This window comes from Arcobacter sp. s6, assembly GCF_040884245.1.
Classification (GTDB): domain Bacteria; phylum Campylobacterota; class Campylobacteria; order Campylobacterales; family Arcobacteraceae; genus Aliarcobacter.
The window spans coordinates 1-16409 of record NZ_JBEVTN010000015.1 but is presented as its reverse complement, the minus strand read 5'-3'; the positions used below and the strand labels follow the sequence as shown (position 1 = coordinate 16409).

19 protein-coding genes are annotated in these 16409 nt (G+C 27.9%); 12 read left to right on the top strand and 7 right to left on the bottom strand.

Annotated elements, in window-relative coordinates; translation table 11 throughout:
* The first annotated feature begins 57 nt into the window (after positions 1-57).
* Together ABVS04_RS10305 and ABVS04_RS10300 are read left to right on the top strand one after the other, a co-directional pair.
* Complete coding sequence (locus tag ABVS04_RS10305; protein WP_368030646.1) at positions 58-972, top strand: aldo/keto reductase; 915 nt, start codon at positions 58-60, stop codon at positions 970-972.
* Positions 969-1526 (top strand): DUF6064 family protein, encoded by a 558-nt coding sequence (locus ABVS04_RS10300; protein ID WP_368030644.1) that lies wholly within the window; start codon positions 969-971, stop codon positions 1524-1526. Before ABVS04_RS10305 ends, ABVS04_RS10300 begins: the two co-directional genes overlap by 4 nt.
* Before the next feature lie 20 nt (positions 1527-1546).
* Here ABVS04_RS10300 and ABVS04_RS10295 read toward each other — a convergent pair whose 3' ends face one another.
* The gene (locus tag ABVS04_RS10295) at positions 1547-2161 is read right to left on the bottom strand and encodes a LysE family translocator (protein WP_368030642.1); all 615 of its coding nucleotides are present in this window, start codon (positions 2159-2161) and stop codon (positions 1547-1549) included.
* Between the two features lie 149 nt (positions 2162-2310).
* Between ABVS04_RS10295 and ABVS04_RS10290 the strand changes: the two genes are divergently transcribed.
* Entirely contained in the window at positions 2311-3189 is an 879-nt protein-coding gene (locus tag ABVS04_RS10290) for a GyrI-like domain-containing protein (RefSeq protein WP_368030640.1), read from the top strand.
* A 112-nt stretch (positions 3190-3301) separates the two neighbouring features.
* A complete protein-coding gene (locus ABVS04_RS10285; RefSeq protein ID WP_368030638.1) occupies positions 3302-3427 on the top strand; it encodes a hypothetical protein in 126 nt (41 codons plus the stop codon).
* Positions 3428-3473: 46 nt separating this feature from the next.
* Here the strand turns inward: ABVS04_RS10285 and ABVS04_RS10280 are convergent, their stop codons facing one another.
* Positions 3474-5732: a glutamine--tRNA ligase/YqeY domain fusion protein gene (locus ABVS04_RS10280; RefSeq protein ID WP_368030636.1), complete on the bottom strand. Its 2259-nt coding sequence runs from the start codon at positions 5730-5732 to the stop codon at positions 3474-3476.
* Positions 5733-5853: 121 nt separating this feature from the next.
* On the opposite strand from ABVS04_RS10280, the gene ABVS04_RS10275 reads away from it, so the two are divergent.
* Positions 5854-6744, top strand: a complete 891-nt coding sequence (locus ABVS04_RS10275) for a DMT family transporter (RefSeq protein ID WP_368030634.1) — start codon at positions 5854-5856, stop codon at positions 6742-6744.
* Between the two features lie 11 nt (positions 6745-6755).
* Here ABVS04_RS10275 and ABVS04_RS10270 read toward each other — a convergent pair whose 3' ends face one another.
* Positions 6756-7103 carry a winged helix-turn-helix transcriptional regulator gene (locus tag ABVS04_RS10270; RefSeq protein WP_368030632.1) on the bottom strand — a complete coding sequence of 116 codons (348 nt, stop codon included), beginning with the start codon at positions 7101-7103 and terminating at the stop codon, positions 6756-6758.
* Positions 7104-7263: 160 nt separating this feature from the next.
* On the opposite strand from ABVS04_RS10270, the gene ABVS04_RS10265 reads away from it, so the two are divergent.
* The 3 genes from ABVS04_RS10265 (at position 7264) to ABVS04_RS10255 (ending at position 9447) form a co-directional block, all read left to right on the top strand.
* Entirely contained in the window at positions 7264-7761 is a 498-nt protein-coding gene (locus ABVS04_RS10265) for a lactoylglutathione lyase family protein (RefSeq protein WP_368030630.1), read from the top strand.
* Between the two features lie 47 nt (positions 7762-7808).
* Positions 7809-8435, top strand: a complete 627-nt coding sequence (locus tag ABVS04_RS10260; RefSeq protein ID WP_368030628.1) for a LysE family translocator — start codon at positions 7809-7811, stop codon at positions 8433-8435.
* Between the two features lie 73 nt (positions 8436-8508).
* Complete coding sequence (locus ABVS04_RS10255; RefSeq protein WP_368030626.1) at positions 8509-9447, top strand: hypothetical protein; 939 nt, start codon at positions 8509-8511, stop codon at positions 9445-9447.
* Positions 9448-9491: 44 nt separating this feature from the next.
* Here ABVS04_RS10255 and ABVS04_RS10250 read toward each other — a convergent pair whose 3' ends face one another.
* From ABVS04_RS10250 to proV, 4 genes are read right to left on the bottom strand one after another with little or no spacing between them, the layout of a single operon-like run.
* On the bottom strand, positions 9492-10535 hold the full coding sequence (locus ABVS04_RS10250; RefSeq protein WP_368030625.1) for an alcohol dehydrogenase family protein: 1044 nt from the start codon (positions 10533-10535) through the stop codon (positions 9492-9494).
* A gap of 25 nt (positions 10536-10560) precedes the next feature.
* Positions 10561-11538 carry a glycine betaine/L-proline ABC transporter substrate-binding protein ProX gene (proX, locus tag ABVS04_RS10245; protein ID WP_368030623.1) on the bottom strand — a complete coding sequence of 326 codons (978 nt, stop codon included), beginning with the start codon at positions 11536-11538 and terminating at the stop codon, positions 10561-10563.
* Positions 11535-12560 (bottom strand): glycine betaine/L-proline ABC transporter permease ProW, encoded by a 1026-nt coding sequence (proW, locus tag ABVS04_RS10240; protein WP_368030622.1) that lies wholly within the window; start codon positions 12558-12560, stop codon positions 11535-11537. Before proW ends, proX begins: the two co-directional genes overlap by 4 nt.
* Complete coding sequence (gene proV, locus ABVS04_RS10235) at positions 12553-13677, bottom strand: glycine betaine/L-proline ABC transporter ATP-binding protein ProV (RefSeq protein ID WP_368030620.1); 1125 nt, start codon at positions 13675-13677, stop codon at positions 12553-12555. Before proV ends, proW begins: the two co-directional genes overlap by 8 nt.
* A gap of 302 nt (positions 13678-13979) precedes the next feature.
* Here proV and ABVS04_RS10230 point away from each other — a divergent pair, with 302 nt between their 5' ends.
* The 4 genes from ABVS04_RS10230 to ABVS04_RS10215 are packed head-to-tail and all read left to right on the top strand — an operon-like array spanning position 13980 to position 16327.
* On the top strand, positions 13980-14540 hold the full coding sequence (locus ABVS04_RS10230; RefSeq protein WP_368030619.1) for a TetR/AcrR family transcriptional regulator: 561 nt from the start codon (positions 13980-13982) through the stop codon (positions 14538-14540).
* Between the two features lie 54 nt (positions 14541-14594).
* Positions 14595-15251 (top strand): peroxiredoxin-like family protein, encoded by a 657-nt coding sequence (locus ABVS04_RS10225; protein WP_368030618.1) that lies wholly within the window; start codon positions 14595-14597, stop codon positions 15249-15251.
* Positions 15252-15273: 22 nt separating this feature from the next.
* Positions 15274-15939, top strand: a complete 666-nt coding sequence (locus ABVS04_RS10220) for a haloacid dehalogenase type II (RefSeq protein WP_368030616.1) — start codon at positions 15274-15276, stop codon at positions 15937-15939.
* Between the two features lie 52 nt (positions 15940-15991).
* Positions 15992-16327 (top strand): c-type cytochrome, encoded by a 336-nt coding sequence (locus ABVS04_RS10215; RefSeq protein ID WP_368030615.1) that lies wholly within the window; start codon positions 15992-15994, stop codon positions 16325-16327.
* Positions 16328-16409: the final 82 nt, after the last annotated feature.

Here is a 16409-nt window from a genome sequence, read left to right as displayed (position 1 = left end):
TCATAAGTAGCTTTTAAAATAAAAAAGAATAAATTAACTCATTAATAAGGAGATTTTATGAATAGACGAGAATTTTTAAATACCCTTTCAATGGCTGGATTGATTTCACCTATTTTATTTCAAAGTGCATTTGCAAATACAAATATGCCTCTTTTAAAACAAATTCCTAGAAGTAAAGAATTTATTCCAAGTATTGGTATGGGAACCTGGATAAGTTTTAATGTAGGAGCTAGTAAAAGACTTAGAGATGCAAGAGCAGAAGTATTAAAAACATTTTTTGATATGGGAGGTAGAATGGTTGATTCTTCACCTATGTATGGCTCAGCTGAAGAAGTTATGGGATATTGTTTAAAAAAACTTGGATATCCAAAATCATTATTTTCTACAACCAAAGTTTGGACAGCAAGTAAAAGTGATGGGGAACAACAGATCTTAGACTCTGAAAATTTATGGGGAATAAAACCTATTGATTTATTCTTAGTGCATAATCTTCTTTCTTGGGAAGAGCATTTAGAAACTCTTTTAGAGAAAAAAAGAAAGGGCGAAATTAGATATATAGGTGTTTCAACGTCCCATGGAAGTAGGCATGAAGAGTTGGAAAAAATTATGCTTACACAAGAAATAGATTTTATACAGTGTGAGTATAATGTACTAAATCGCAAAATAGAAAATAGAATACTTCCTTTAGCAAAAGAAAAGGGAATAGCCGTGATCATAAATAGGCCATTTAAAGGAGGTTCTCTTTTTGATGATTTTGAAAAATATCCTCTTCCTTTATGGAAAAGTGAATATGATATTAATAATTGGGCACAATTCTTTTTGAAGTTTATTATTTCACATCCTGCTGTTACTTGCTCAATTCCAGCAACATCAAGGATTGAACATATGAAAGAAAATATGGGTGCTATGTATGGAAAAATACCAGATGAAATAGGAAGAGCTAAAATGATTCAATATATTGAGAGTTTATGATAAGAGTAGTAGTTCCATATACAAAAGAGGTGATTGACTCTATTATTTATGAATATCAAGAGTTCTTTTATCCTTTGCAATTTGCTTTTATTTTTTTAGCTTTTTTGATGCTTTATTTTATCTGGAAAAATCAAAGTCATAAAATAATAGTAAGTATCTTAGCTTTTTTTTGGATTTGGATTGGAGCTATTTATGAAATAAAGTATTATTTTTCTATAAATTGGTTCGGCTTATATATAGGCTATTTTTTTATACTACAAGCTTTACTTTTATTATGGTTTGGAATGATTAAAAAAGAGCTTATTTTTGTAAAAAATAAAATCTCTTTAATAATAGTCTCCTTTCTTACCTTCTTTTATCCAATAGTACAGATTTTTGCAGGTACACATCATTATGAAATATCTATAATTGGAATGCTACCTAATATTACAGTAGCATTTACATTGATTATACTTTTTATGAATACTCAAAAAAACATCAAAACTCTATTTATTATTCCTATAGTTTGGTCTGTTTTTAGTCTTTATTGGAATTACTTAATACTTTTTAATTAAACCTATATTATAAAATGAAATTAAAATAAAATTGGTAATATTGAAATAATCAATAAAATAGCCATAGTTATATTGAGTTTTTTAATAAATCTCTCATCTTTTAACAATTTTTTTAATGCAATTCCGCCAAAAGACCAAAGGTAAGTTGTAATAATCATAGAGATAAAAATAAAAAGAACAATAATTCCTATTTGAAAAAATCTCACATCAATTGAGGTCACATAAATTGAGATAATTGATGTATACACAATCCAAGCTTTTGGATTAAGAAAGGGATAAACAAGACCTTGTACAAAAGTGAAAGGTTTACTTTGTATATTTTTTTGTGACTCATAAGAACTTCTATTAGTAGCTATTTTCCATGCCATATAACAAAGATACATAATACCACTAATTTTTAGTATTAACATAATTGTTGGGTGTTCTATTAAAAATAAGCCTAAGCCAAATGCTGTAAGGCTCATCATGAGAGGATAACTTATAATATTTGCAATTATAAAAGGAAGAGTTTTTTTATATCCAAAGTTAAGTACTGAAGATAGTAATATTATATTTGTAGGTCCTGGTGTAATATGTGTTGTTAAAATAAATGTAGCAATAGATATAAGTAGTGGCAATGTATAAATTTCATTCATAAATAAACTCTTTTTTTAAATTTTCTGAGGTATTATATCTATTAAAAAAATCTTATTCTTTATCAAAATTATTCTAAATATACTCTTTTTGTATATAAATAATTGTTCATAATTAATCAAAATATATAATTAATATGCTATTATTTATAATGCAAAAGAAAAATACTCGTGATATTCACATAGATATAGCAAATAAAACCATGTCATACATTTATCAAAATATTGACACGTCTATTAATATAGATGAATTAGCATCAAACTTTTCAATAAGTAAAATTCATCTTCATAAAATTTTTAAAGAGCAAATGGGAATTAATATATATGAATCGATAAAATCGATTCGTCTTCAACAAGCTTCGAATCTCTTATTAACAAACAATTATTCAACTATTTCGCAAATAGCAAATATGTGTGGATATAGCTCTCAATCTTCTTTTATAAAAGCATTTAAAATGCGTTTTGAACAAACACCAAAAGAGTGGAGAAGGGGTGGTTATGAAATATATTCAAAGAAAATCTTTGATAATTCTTTACTCTTAGATTCTTTGCCAGATTTTGATGAATCAAAAGTTAGAATCATAAAAACACAAGACAGAAATATCTATTATATTCGCCAAAAAGGTTATATACTAAAAGAAGCAAAGAAAAAATGGCAACAACTTCAAGCTTGGGTATATACAAATGAATTAAATGATTATGAGCAAATTGGTATATATCATGATAATCCTGCAATTACTGCCCATAAAGAATGCTTTTATACAGCAGCAATAAATCCTAAAAAAGAGTCTAAACTTTTAAATACTAATTTACCTTCAAATATTTTAGAAGGAGGTTTGTATGCGGTTTTTGATATTTATAAAGGAAATAGGGAAGTTGGATGGTTTATAAAATGGGCATATCATAAATGGTTGCCCCAAAGTGGATTTGAAACTACAACTAAACCTTCTTTTGTGATTATGCATAAAAACCATTTTCTAGAAGATAATGAGATTGATGCGAGCTTTTATTTACCTATTTGTAATAGCTAGATTTAAAAGTCTTAAAATATAATAATGCTATTTTTATAAGCAACACTTTTATAATTTTAATATTTCATTAAGAAAAGGATGTAATAATTTCAAAAAATTTAAAGGATATATTATGAAAAAAATTTATTTATTCTCTCTATCAATTTTAATAGCAGCTGTTTTTAGTGGATGTTTCCCTTTTCATCATCATGGACATGGACATGCAGGACCAGGTAATAATCAACCAATGCATAGATAATTTTAGAAATATATAAAGAAAAAGGCTAGTGTTTAGCTAGCCTTTCTTATTTTAATTTAAGAGCTACAAGCTCATTTACTACTGTTGGATTTGCTTTTCCCCCTGTAGTTTTTAATACCTGTCCTACAAAAAAACCTAAAAGTTTTGTATTACCAGCTCTAAATTTTTCTACATTATCAGGATTTTTTGCAATAATATCATCAATAATAGGTGAAATTATTATAGGATCACTTATTTGCACTAATCCTTTATCTTCAACAATTTTACTTGGATTAATCCCAGCTTTTGCCATATCTTCAAATACTTCTTTAGCTATTTTACTAGATATTACTTCATCATCAACCATTTTTACAAGTTCTGCTATTTGTATTGGAGTAAATTTTACTTTACTAATTTCTGTTTGTTTTAACTCTCTTGCTACTTCATTTACAACAATATTTGCCAAAGTAACTGGACTATTTATAACAGCAAGTGCATCTTTGTAAAAGTTTGAAAGATCTTTATCTCTCGCAAGAATATTTGATACTTCATTATTTAGTTGTAATTTTTTAGTATATTTATCAAATAATGCTTGTTGCTCTTCATTTAGAGCTTCTATTTCACCAACAACTTGAACTTTTTGCACTTGTGGTTTATCTATAATCTTAGGAGCAGTTTCTTTTTTCGTTTTTTTAGCCCAAGAATCTTTAAGTCCTACAATTTTATTAAATACTGGTTTTTCATTTGTATAATCAATTGGATCAGCGTAGAAATATCCTTGTCTTTCAAACTGAAATCTTTCATCAATTCTATCTATAATAACAGCAGGTTCAATAATTGCATTTTTGATAATTTTTAAAGAATCTGGATTTAAATCTTCTAATCCTTCTGGTGCTTCATTTTTAAATAATCTATCATAAAGTCTTACTTCAACAGTTTTAGCTTCTTTTGCACATACCCATTGAATAGCACTACTAACTTTAATACCACTTGTATCTGCACCACTTTTCGATTCGGGATAATACTGCGCAATTATTTCAATAATATTTCCATTTGCATCTTTAACTACTTCTTTACAAGAAATAATATAACCATGTCTAAGTCGAACAGGTTGCGTAGGAGTAAGTCTAAAATAACCTTTTGGAGGATTTTCCATAAAATCATCTCTTTCTATATAAATATTTTTAGAAAAAGGTAATTTTCTTGAGCCATCTTTTGGTACATCATGTGGGTAATAAGGAGCATCAATCTCTTCATTACCTTCATAATTTTCAATAGTAACTTTAAGTGGATCTAGGACACATAGAACTCGAGGAACTTTTTGGTTTAAATCATCTCTGATACAAAATTCAAGTTGTGCCACATCAACCATTGAATTTGCTTTTGCAATTCCTATTTGATCACAGAAGTTTAAAATTGATTCTTTTGTATATCCTCTTCTTTTATATCCAGCAATTGTTGGCATTCTTGGGTCATCCCAACCATTAACATATTTACCATCAACTAACTCTAAAAGTTTTCTTTTACTCATAACAGTGTAATTGATTCCCAGTCGTGCAAATTCATGTTGATAAGGACGAGGTAATTTAAGTTCAAGGGTATCTAATAACCAATCATAGATATCTCGATTGTTTTCAAATTCAAGTGTACAAATAGAGTGAGAAACACCTTCTATATAATCAGATAGACAATGTGCAAAATCATACATTGGATAAATGCACCAATCATCAGCTGTTCTAAAATGATGTGCATGTCTGATTCTATATAAAAGTGGATCTCTCATTTTCATATTAGCAGCACTCATATCGATTTTTGCTCTTAGTACATGTTCTCCATCTTTAAATTCACCATTTTTCATTCGCTCTAAAAGGTCTAGATTTTCTTCAATTGAACGATTTGCATAAATACTACGTTTTCCACCTTGTGTAATAGTTCCTCTATATTCTCTTATTTCTTCTTCTGTTAAACTATCAACATATGCTTTATTCATTTTAATTAGTTTAATTGCATAATCATATATCTTAGAAAAATAATCAGAAGTAAAGTATACATTTTTACCCCAGTCAAATCCAAGCCATTGAACAGCATCTTTAAGAGCCTCTACATATTTTGTATCTTCTTTAGTTGGATTTGTATCATCCATTCTAAGGTTGCAATGACCATTATAATCTTTTGCAATTCCAAAATTTATACAGATAGATTTAGCATGTCCAATGTGTGGAAATCCATTAGGCTCTGGTGGAAATCTTGTAATTACTTCTTTATACTTCCCTGACTTTAAGTCTTCTTCAACTATTGTACGTAAAAAATCTTTACTTTCACTCATTATTATTAAACCTTTTGATTTTGAAACTCTTATAAGGGTTGCATTTTAGCAAATTAGAGCTTATTATATATTATGTTCTAATTATATATTTGTTAGAATTTGGCTTTTTTAAGGATTATTTGTGAAAAATTATTTAAAAACAAATATAGCTATTGTATATATTGTCTTATGTATTGTATTGTGGTCTTTAATTCCAACATTTGCTAAAATTGCACAATCAGGATTAGATCATCATCAATATTTATTTTATTCTTCAATTATTTCATTTTTATCAATATTTATTGTTTCGGTTTATGAAAAAAATTTTAAAGAGATTTTTTCATATTCAAAAAAGATTTTTTTGATTTTATTTGCCTTAGGCTTTTTAGATTTTATATTTTATTTACTTTTATATTATGGTTATAACCATGCTAATGGTTTAGAAGTTTTAGTTATTCAATATATGTGGCCAATTTTTATAGTTTTTTTATCATTAGTGATTTTAAAAGAGAGTTTTACAAAAAGAAAATTTTTTTCAATACTATTTGGTTTTATAGGAGTTATTTTAGTTATTACTAAAGGAAATTTTAGCGCTTTAGATTTTTCACAAATAGATGTGTTATTAATTGTAATGCTAGGTTCATTTGCTTTTGCTCTTTTTTCTGTATTAAGTAAAATCGTAAAAATAAATGCTACAAATGCCGTAATGATATATTTTTTCTCAGCAATACTATATTCAATTATTGCAGTAGGAAGTTTTTCAAGTTTTGTTATTCCCTCTTCAAAAGATTGGTTTAGTATTATCATAAACGGAGTATTTATTAATGGTATTTCATATCTATTTTGGATTAAAGGTCTTCAATCATTTGATGCTTCAAAAGTAGCACCATATATATTCTTAACACCAATACTAGCTGCATTTTTTTTAATTCTGTTTTTTAATGAAGAAGTTTTAGCAATTTATTTTGTTGGACTTGCATTTGTTATTGTATCAGGATTAATTAGTAGTTTTAAAAGGAAAAGAAATATTTAATCATTTAGATTTTATTTTTTTTCCATATTTTCTCTAGCCCAATTTTCAAGATAGTTTAGAGGTTCAAAAAGTGTTTTTCCTTTACTTGTAATATTATATTCAACTCGAGGTGGAACTTCTGGAAATACTGTTCTTTCAATTAGCTCATTTTGTTCCATTATCCTTAAATGTTCTGATAAAACTTTTTTTGAAATACCTGGAACAATTTTTTGTATTTCAGAAAATCTTAAATTTTCTTTTATTAAATGCCATATAATTAATGCTCTCCATTTCCCTGCAAGTAAATCCATTGCAGCTTCTAGTGGACATTTGTATTCTTTTTCATTATATTTGTAGATTTTTTCATTGCCTCTAGTCATATGTTTTCCTAAATTTTGTAAATTTTTTATTGCTGTTTTGCATAGATTGTTTCACAAGAGAAACTAAAAGGTAACCTAATAACTCAAAGGTTACGTCTTCCAAAAGTATTATTATATAGTTATTATACGCTCAATTATAACACAAATTAAAGGAAAAATAATGAGCAATTATCCAAGAGCATTTTCACATATAGGAATTACAGTTCCAAATTTAGAAGAAGCTGTAAAGTTTTACAGTGAGGTAATGGGTTGGTATGTAATGATGGGTCCAACAGAAGTTTTAGAGGAAAGCAGTACTGCAATTGGTCAAATGTGTATTGATGTATTTGGTGATGGATGGGGAAGTTTTAAAATAGCGCACTTATCAACAAGTGATACTATAGGAATTGAGCTATTTGAATTCCCTCAAAACCTAACACCAAAACATGAATTTAATCCATATCAAACAGGAATCTTTCACTTTTGTGTAAAAGATCCAGATATTGAAGGATTAGTAGAAAAAATAATTGCAGCAGGTGGAAAACAAAGAATGCCAATAAGAGAATATTTCCCAGGTGAAAAACCATATAAAATGGTGTATTGTGAAGATCCATTTGGTAATATCGTAGAAATTTATACTCACTCTTATGAATTAGTATATTCGGCTTCTTATAAATAAGAAAGTTTACAATATAATAAATTAGAAAAAAACAAAGGCTTTCTTATATGGGTGAATATTCTTTCCTAATAGCAATTTCTATTGTATTTATATTTGGATCAATGAGCCCAGGCCCTAGTTTTATTCTTGTTGCAAAAACAGCTGTTTCAAAACCTCTTAGTGAAGGAATAGGTGTATCTATTGGATTAGCAATAGGAGCTGTATTTTTTACACTATTAGCAATCTTTGGATTATATGCTTTATTTGAAACTGTACCTTTTTTATATGGTGTTTTCAAGCTTTTTGGTGGAGTATATTTATTGTACTTAGCATATAAAATATGGAAACATTCAGATGAATCATTATCAATGGATATGAAATTAGAAAAAAGTAAGAAAAGTTTTTTCAAAGCTCTATTATTTGGTTTTTTAACACAAATCAGTAATCCAAAAACTGCGATTATAATAGGAAGTATTTTCGCAGCACTATTACCAAAAGAATTACCAGCACATAGTGAATTATTATTGTGTTTAATTGCTTTTTTTATAGATGCAATTTGGTATTGTATGGTTGTTCTTTTATTATCTACACAAAAATCTCAAAAAATTTATTTACGATTTAAAAAATATATTGATAGAGTTGCAGGAACTTTACTTGCTGTCTTAGGAATAAAAATAGCTCTTGATTATCAATAGATAGTTATATATCATTAAGTTGAGCTTAAAATACTTTAAATAAAATATAAAGATATTATTTATGGAGATTAAAATGAAAATTAAATTATTATCACTTTTAGGTATTTTATCTCTTTTCTTATCTTCTGCTTATTGTGAATATACAGGTATTGCTCAAGTAATTAAAGGAAAAGCAGAAGTAAAAGTAGAAAACTTATTTTCTTGTGAAAATGGAAATTCACGACCTTCACCTATTGGCGTACACTCACTTGATAGTAAAGAGTTTATAGTTCCTGCAAATGTTCAATATGAAAAGAAAAACTTTGTTAACAATCTTTATGATGAGTGCTCAAATATTACTCCAAACTCTTTAGCTGAGGTAGATTTATCAGCTGTTCCTATTGTTGAAATTGATAAAGATGGAGAAGTTGTTACTGGATATATATTTACAGATAATTATTTTGAATTGTATATCAATGGAAAATTAGTAGGTGTTGATGCTGTTCCTTTTACTCCATTTAATTCAAATGTTGTAAAATTTAAAGTTAAGAAACCGTATGATATCGCAATAAAAGCTGTGGATTGGGAGGAAAACTCTGGACTTGGTAGTGAAAGAAATAGAGGTAAAAAATATTTTCCAGGAGATGGTGGTTTGATTGCAAGTTTTTCAGATGGAACAAAAACAAATTCAAAGTGGAAAGCTCAGACTTTTTATAGCTCTCCTATTTATGATTTATCTTGTGTAAAAGAAGTAGGGCAGGAACGTATAACAAAAGATTGTGATATAAGTGGTTCAAACGAATATAAAGAGACTTACTCTTTGCATTGGGATATTCCTTTATCTTGGGAATCAAATGATAATTATCTTTCTTGGCCAAAAGCAGTGCAATATACAGAAAATGAAATAGGGGTTAATAATAAAAAAGCATATATGAATTTTCAAGAACAATTTTCAGGCTCAGGGGCTTCGTTTATTTGGTCTAGTAATTTAGTTTTAGATAATCTTGTATTATTTAGATATCACGTTAAATAAAACTTAGTAATTTCAAGGATAGATATTTTCTATCCTATGAAATATTATATTGATAAAACAATTTTTCCAATATGTTTTTTTTCTAAAAACTCTTTTTGTGCATCAACAATATCTTCCAAAGGAAATACTTTTGCAACTAAAGGTTTAATCTCTTTATTTTCAATTCTTTTTATTAAATTAGCAAAAACTTCGGGTTCTAATACAGTACATCCAAAAAAGCTTAAATCTTTTAAATAAAGAGTTCTTATATCAAGTTCAACAATAGGTCCAGCAATAGCACCTGAAACAGCATATCTTCCTCTTGGTTTTAAAACCTCTAGAAATCTACCCCATGTTTTGCCTGCAACTAAATCAATAACCACAGTAACACTGTTATTTCCTAATACTTTTACAATATCATCATTTCTTGAAATAACTTGCGATGCCCCTAATGATTTAATTTCATCAAATTTTGAAGGGCTTGTTATTGCTATAACTTTCGCACCCCTTGCACAAGCTAATTGAATTGCAGCACTTCCCACACCACCAGAAGCTCCTGAAATCAGAACAGTGTCATTTTGATTTACATTTGCTCTTGTTAGCATATTTTCAGCTGTTGAGTATGAACATGGAAATGAAGCTAATTCTATATTAGTGTATGAACTGTCAATTTTATAAGCATGCTCTTGTGATATAACTGTATATTGTGCAAAGCCACCGTTACATTCGCTTCCAAAATACCATGGACTTTGAAGTTGTTTTCCATTTATTTTTTGAATACACGGTTCTATTAAAACCCTTTCTCCTATTCTACTTTGTGCTACATTTTCACCAATATCAACGATAAAACCGCATACATCAGCTCCTTGGATTCTTGGAAATTCTAAATTATTCCCATCCCAAGATGCATCTTTTGTGCTTTCATTTTTTGAATACCAGCCAATTCTTGTATTAATATCAGTATTATTAATAGCTGCGGCTTTTATTTCAATTAAAACCTCATTTTCTTTTGGCCTTGGAGTGTCAAAGGTTTTTGTGTATTCAAGTTGTTCAAAATCGCCATAATTTTTTAGTAAAATTGCATTCATATTTGTTTGTATTTTCTTCATTATAATCTTTTTATATATTTAAAACTTATTTAGCAGCTTTAGCTTCTTTTATCCATGCATCAACTTTTTCTGCATTTTTTTCAAGCCATAATTTCGCATGTTTTTCAATATCTTTTTCTTTATTTTGCCCATTTGCCATAAGCATATTTTGTCCACTTACATCATTTACATCAAGTTTTATAATATCAAATAATTTTGCGATATCTTTGTGTTTTGTTACAACACTTGCATTTGCTGCAATTTTTTGATTATTTATATTAAATCCATAATCAGCTCCATTTGACAATTTGGTAGAATTTCCACTTGGATGTGCAGATTCTTTTACTTGTAAGAAAACAACATCTTTCCCAGGAACTAACTTACCACTTACCCAGTATGGAGTCCAAGTGTAGTAAAGAATTGGTTTTCCAGTTTTATAATTAGCAATAGTATCTGCAATTAATGCAGAATATTCACCTTGATTATGTTCAACAACATCTCTCATTTTGTAAGCATCAAGTTGATACTCAATTACACCTTCACATCCCCATCCTGCATTACATCCTGTTAAATCAGCTTTTCCATCATTATCTAAATCAAATAATTTGGCAATTTCAGGTTTTTTTAAATCATTGTAGTATTTGATATCATATTTGTCAGCTGTTTTTTTATCGATTAGATATCCTTGAGCACAATTAGAAATAAAATTAGAGAATGTAAGAATTTTTTTATCTCCTCCTACACCTTCAATTTTTGAAGTATGTAATGGATCCCAAGACGATGCTAAAAAATAGACATCATCACTTTGAGCATTATTTGCAAGTGTTTGATAAGCAATATCATAACCTACATCATTTGTAACTTCAACTTCATGTCCCATTTTTTTTAATATCTCTGCAACAATATCCATTTGAAATGTTTCTTCAGCAATATTTGTTTTAATTGCAGTAACCTTTGCAGCAAATAAATTTGATGCTAGAACTATTGATACTAGTCCACTTATTAGTATTTTTTTATTAATCATTTTTTTCCCTTATTTGTTAATTTATATATAAATCCAATTGGTCCTTTTTGAAACCATTTCGTTTTATCATTTTTATCTTTTTGCCCCATTGCTTGAGTTAATCTATCTAAAACAACTGCTAATAAAACAATTCCAAGACCACCAACAGCAGCAAGTCCAATATCTAATCTTCCAATTCCTCTTAAAACCATTTGTCCAAGGCCACCAACTGCAATCATAGATGCAATTACAACCATAGAAAGTGCAAGCATCAGTGTTTGATTCACTCCTGCCATAATTGTGGGCATTGCAACTGGAATTTGAACTTTCCAAAGCATTTGAGAAGAGCTAGCTCCAAATGATCTTGAAGCTTCTATTAAATCAGCAGGAACTTGTCTAATCCCTAAGTTAGTTAATCTAATCAAAGGTGGAAGTGCAAAAATAATTGTTACAATTACCCCAGGAACATTTCCAATCCCAAAAAGCATTACAATTGGAATCAAATATACGAAAGCAGGTGTAGTTTGCATAGCATCAAGTATAGGTTTTAATACTTTATTTACTGTGTCACTTCTTGCACTCCAAATACCAAGAGGTAAGCCAATTATTATTGAGAAGAGAACAGCAGTAATAACTAGTGATAAGGTAATCATAGACTCTTCCCAAGCCCCAATAAACCCAATGATAAAGAATGAAATCAGTGTACCAATAGCAAGTTTTTTACTTGAAAATTGTAAAGCTAATAAAACGAAGAATAAAATTACAACATATGGATTTAAAAATAATAAAAAACTTTCAATTGATTTTAAAACTAAATCAATAGGTGCTTTTGCAGCTAAAAAAAACTCTCTAAAATTTTCGACAAGCCAGTCAATTCCTTGATTGGTCCAATCATCAAAAGGTATTATTGAATCCTCAAAAGGATTTAATATATCAAATGTTTTTTCTTCTGTAGGAAGAATTTCATTTGCGTCCATCCAGTTAACAGATGATTCTTTATTTTCTTGTGCTCTTGAAGCATTTCCCCATGGATCGTTACTCATTATCTACTCCTTCATCAAATACCTTTAATAATCTACTTTTAGAAATAGTTCCTTTATATTTACCATTATCATCAATAACCGCTGTAGGATAAATATTATTAGCAATATAAGAGATAAATTCTGAAATTGGGAGATTTTCATTAATAGTTTGCTCATTGATTATTGCATCATGAATTGAACCATTTAATTTTTGCTGTTTTTTTAATGAATCTACTGTAAGCAATCCTATGAATTTTCCACTCTTCTCAACAAAATAACAGTAGTCTTCATCAAAGTCAGATATATATTGTAAAGCTGATTTGATTCCAGTACTTTCTTTGTTTATTATTGTAGAATGAGCTTTTTTAACAATATGAGATGCTGTTAAAACAGAAGTCACATCAACACCTTTAAAAAATGATTTTACATAATCATTTGCAGGTTGATTGATAATTTCTTCAGGTGTTCCGATTTGGCAAACTTCACCATTTTGCATAATTGCAATTCTATCTCCAATTCTAATTGCTTCATCTAAATCATGAGATATAAATACAATTGTTCTTTTAGCTTTTTCTTGAAGTACTAAAAGTTCATCTTGCATTTCTGTACGAATTAAAGGATCAAGTGCTGAAAAAGCCTCATCCATAAGCATGATATCTGGATTATTTGCTAAAGCTCGAGCAAGTCCTACTCTTTGTTGCATTCCACCACTTAGTTCATCAGGATAAGATTCTACATAATTACCAAGTCCAACTTGATCTAAAGCATTTTTTGCAGCTTCATATCTTTTGGATTTTTCTATTCCGCTTAATTCTAATCCAAAAGATGTATTATCTATAATATTCATATGTGGCATTAGTGCAAAAGATTGAAAAACCATTGATATTTTTTTTCTTCTAATGTCTATTAGTTCTTTATCATTTAAGTTAGTTACATCAGTTTCGTCAATATAGATTTTTCCAGAACTAGGTTCTATTAGTCGATTAAGTAGTCTTACAAGTGTAGATTTACCAGAACCTGACAAACCCATTATTACGAAGATTTCGCCTTCATTTATTTCAAAACTAGCGTTTTGAACTCCGATTGTCATTCCAGTTTTTCTGAATATTTCATCTTTAGATAAACCATTCTCCAGCATTTTTAAAGCTTTTTTAGGATTATCACCAAAAACTTTAAAAACATTTTTTATAACAAGTTTTTTATTTATTGAATTAATGTTTTCTTGCTCCTATGTATGTATTTGTTAATACATTATTGTTAATTTTTACTTAGTTTAATATTAAATCATACATTAATTATGTAAATATTATACATTAGTTATGTAAAAAAAATGATATATTTTTTGTCTATAAAACACTTAGAAGCTATAAAAAAAGAAAAATCCGTTACACTTGACATTATAGAATTATTATTCTATAATTTTACAAATGGAGATACAAAATGGCAAGACCAACTGAATATAACTTAGAAAAAGTACTTGATAGTGCAATGGAACTATTTTGGCAAAAAGGATATGAAAATGTATCTATGGCTGATTTGGTAATACACACTCAGTTAAATCGTCGAACTATGTATTCTTTATTTAAAGACAAAGAGGGAATCTTTAAAGATTCACTTGATAATTATTATACAAAAAGATCCTCAAAAAATATTACGCTTCTGAAAAATAATCCTGGTAAAAAAGGAATTATTATGTTTCTAGAAAAATTTATTTTTGATAAAAATTTTAGAGGATGTTTATTTACGAATTGTATGGGAAAAAGTGAATTTATGACACAAGATGCTTTCAATATTCCAAAAGATTTTTTTATAAAACTTCAAGAACAAATTGAAGTAAATTTAAAAGAAGCATCAATAAATGGTGAGTTTAGTGGAAACGAAAAAGCAATGGCACTTACTATCATTACATTAATTCATGGATTAAATGTACATGGGAAATATAATCATGTTAAAGAAGATGGTGAAATTATCATAAAAAATATCATAGATATGATTAGATAATTTTTTTAAATATTATAGAATAAATATTCTATAATAAAAAAAGAAGGAAATAAAATGTCAAGATTAATAGATGAAATAAAAAAATATCAGGAAGGATTTAAACAAAGAGCTCCTTTAGAAATACAAAATATAATGTTAAGTGCAACTAAAAAGTTACAAGATCAATCAATAAGCAAAAATGCATTGAAAGTGGGAAATAAAGTAAAAGAATTTAAATTACCAAACGCAGTAACAAAAGAAGTATCACTTTCAGAAGTATTAGAAAATAATGATTATGCAATCGTAAGTTTTTATAGAGGTGTATGGTGCGCATATTGTAACTTTGAATTAAAAGCATTACAAGAAAAAAATGAAGAGTTCAAATCTTTAGGAGCACAATTAATTGCAATTTCACCACAAAGTCCAGATGCAAGTATGACAACAAAAGAAAAAAATGAATTAGAATTTGAAGTATTAAGTGATCACAATAATTTAATAGCAAAAGAGTTTGGATTAGTATTTTCATTAGCTGATGAGTTAAGACCTATATATAAAAGTTTCAATATTGATATTCCTGCAAACAATGATGATGATTCATATGAAATCCCAATGCCAGCAACATATGTTATAAATAAAAATAAAGAAATCATATTTTCATTTATAGATGAAGATTATACAAAAAGATGTGAACCACAAGATATAATTGATGTTATAAAAGAAAATTTAAAATAATATATTCTAAAAGGAGTATAAAATGAAAACTTTAGCCTTTGATGTTTATGGAACACTAATTGATACAAATGGTGTTTTAGTTTTATTGAATAAAATCATAGGAGAAAAAGCAAAGGCTTTTTCTCAAACATGGAGAGATAAACAATTAGAATATTCCTTTAGAAGAGGACATATGCAAAACTATGTAGGTTTTGAAGTATGTACATTACAAGCTCTTGAATATTGTTGTTTATATTACAAAATAAAACTAAGTAATGAAGAGAAAAAAGAGCTTATGAATATTTATGCAATTCTTCCTGCTTTTGCTGACGTAAAAGAATCATTGATTAAATTAAAAGAAAAAGGGTTTAGATTATATGCCTTTTCAAATGGTAAAGAAGCAGCTGTTGAAAAATTACTTATTAATGCAGGAATAAAAGAGCTATTTTTAGGTGTAGTTAGTGTTGATGATATTAAAACATTTAAACCATCACCTGCTACGTATGCGCATTTTTTAAGAAGTGCTGAGGTAAAAGGTGATGAAGCTTGGTTAATTTCCAGTAATCCATTTGATGTAACAGGTTCTATTTCTGCAGGAATGAAATCAGCTTGGGTTCAAAGATCATCTGAGGCTATTTTTGATCCATGGGAAATTCAGCCTATGATTACAGTTAGTTCACTTTTAGAATTAGCAGAAAAATTAGATTAAAATTTGGGATGATATATCCTAAATTTTAATCTTATTTATTATAAACTTTAGTATGAAAATAAAATTATTAATACTTATTATATCATCAAATTTATATGCATCATCATATGGTGAATTATTGTTTAATGGAAACTGTGTAACATGTCATAGTACAAATGAATTAAATAAATCAGCACCTACAATAAAAGAAATACAAAATATATATAAAAGTGCTTTCCCCGAAAAAAAAGATTTTATATTCTACATGAGTAATTGGGTACTAAATCCAAATAAAGAAATGGGACTTATGGATGATTCAATAAAAAAATATAAATTAATGCCCATGTTGGGTTATGATAGAGAAACATTAGAAGAAATTAGTGCATATTTATATGATTTAAAAGAATAAAATGAACTTGTAAAATAGAAACAGGATAATAAGTAACATTATAAAAAGCATGAAACCAATAAAAACCCAATAAAAAATAAGT

Bases quoted from the DNA above. Each gene is read 5' to 3' on its own strand.
- ABVS04_RS10250 (WP_368030625.1), bottom strand. From the start codon at position 10,535: ATGAAGAAAATACAAACAAATATGAATGCAATTTTACTAAAAAATTAT.
- ABVS04_RS10220 (WP_368030616.1), top strand. From the start codon at position 15,274: ATGAAAACTTTAGCCTTTGATGTTTATGGAACACTAATTGATACAAAT.
- proW (WP_368030622.1), bottom strand. From the start codon at position 12,560: ATGAGTAACGATCCATGGGGAAATGCTTCAAGAGCACAAGAAAATAAA.
- ABVS04_RS10295 (WP_368030642.1), bottom strand. From the start codon at position 2,161: ATGAATGAAATTTATACATTGCCACTACTTATATCTATTGCTACATTT.
- ABVS04_RS10255 (WP_368030626.1), top strand. From the start codon at position 8,509: ATGAAAATTAAATTATTATCACTTTTAGGTATTTTATCTCTTTTCTTA.
- ABVS04_RS10225 (WP_368030618.1), top strand. From the start codon at position 14,595: ATGTCAAGATTAATAGATGAAATAAAAAAATATCAGGAAGGATTTAAA.
- ABVS04_RS10265 (WP_368030630.1), top strand. From the start codon at position 7,264: ATGAGCAATTATCCAAGAGCATTTTCACATATAGGAATTACAGTTCCA.
- ABVS04_RS10230 (WP_368030619.1), top strand. From the start codon at position 13,980: ATGGCAAGACCAACTGAATATAACTTAGAAAAAGTACTTGATAGTGCA.
- ABVS04_RS10300 (WP_368030644.1), top strand. From the start codon at position 969: ATGATAAGAGTAGTAGTTCCATATACAAAAGAGGTGATTGACTCTATT.
- ABVS04_RS10290 (WP_368030640.1), top strand. From the start codon at position 2,311: ATGCAAAAGAAAAATACTCGTGATATTCACATAGATATAGCAAATAAA.
- proX (WP_368030623.1), bottom strand. From the start codon at position 11,538: ATGATTAATAAAAAAATACTAATAAGTGGACTAGTATCAATAGTTCTA.
- ABVS04_RS10280 (WP_368030636.1), bottom strand. From the start codon at position 5,732: ATGAGTGAAAGTAAAGATTTTTTACGTACAATAGTTGAAGAAGACTTA.
- ABVS04_RS10305 (WP_368030646.1), top strand. From the start codon at position 58: ATGAATAGACGAGAATTTTTAAATACCCTTTCAATGGCTGGATTGATT.
- proV (WP_368030620.1), bottom strand. From the start codon at position 13,677: ATGCTGGAGAATGGTTTATCTAAAGATGAAATATTCAGAAAAACTGGA.
- ABVS04_RS10260 (WP_368030628.1), top strand. From the start codon at position 7,809: ATGGGTGAATATTCTTTCCTAATAGCAATTTCTATTGTATTTATATTT.
- ABVS04_RS10215 (WP_368030615.1), top strand. From the start codon at position 15,992: ATGAAAATAAAATTATTAATACTTATTATATCATCAAATTTATATGCA.
- ABVS04_RS10270 (WP_368030632.1), bottom strand. From the start codon at position 7,103: ATGACTAGAGGCAATGAAAAAATCTACAAATATAATGAAAAAGAATAC.
- ABVS04_RS10285 (WP_368030638.1), top strand. From the start codon at position 3,302: ATGAAAAAAATTTATTTATTCTCTCTATCAATTTTAATAGCAGCTGTT.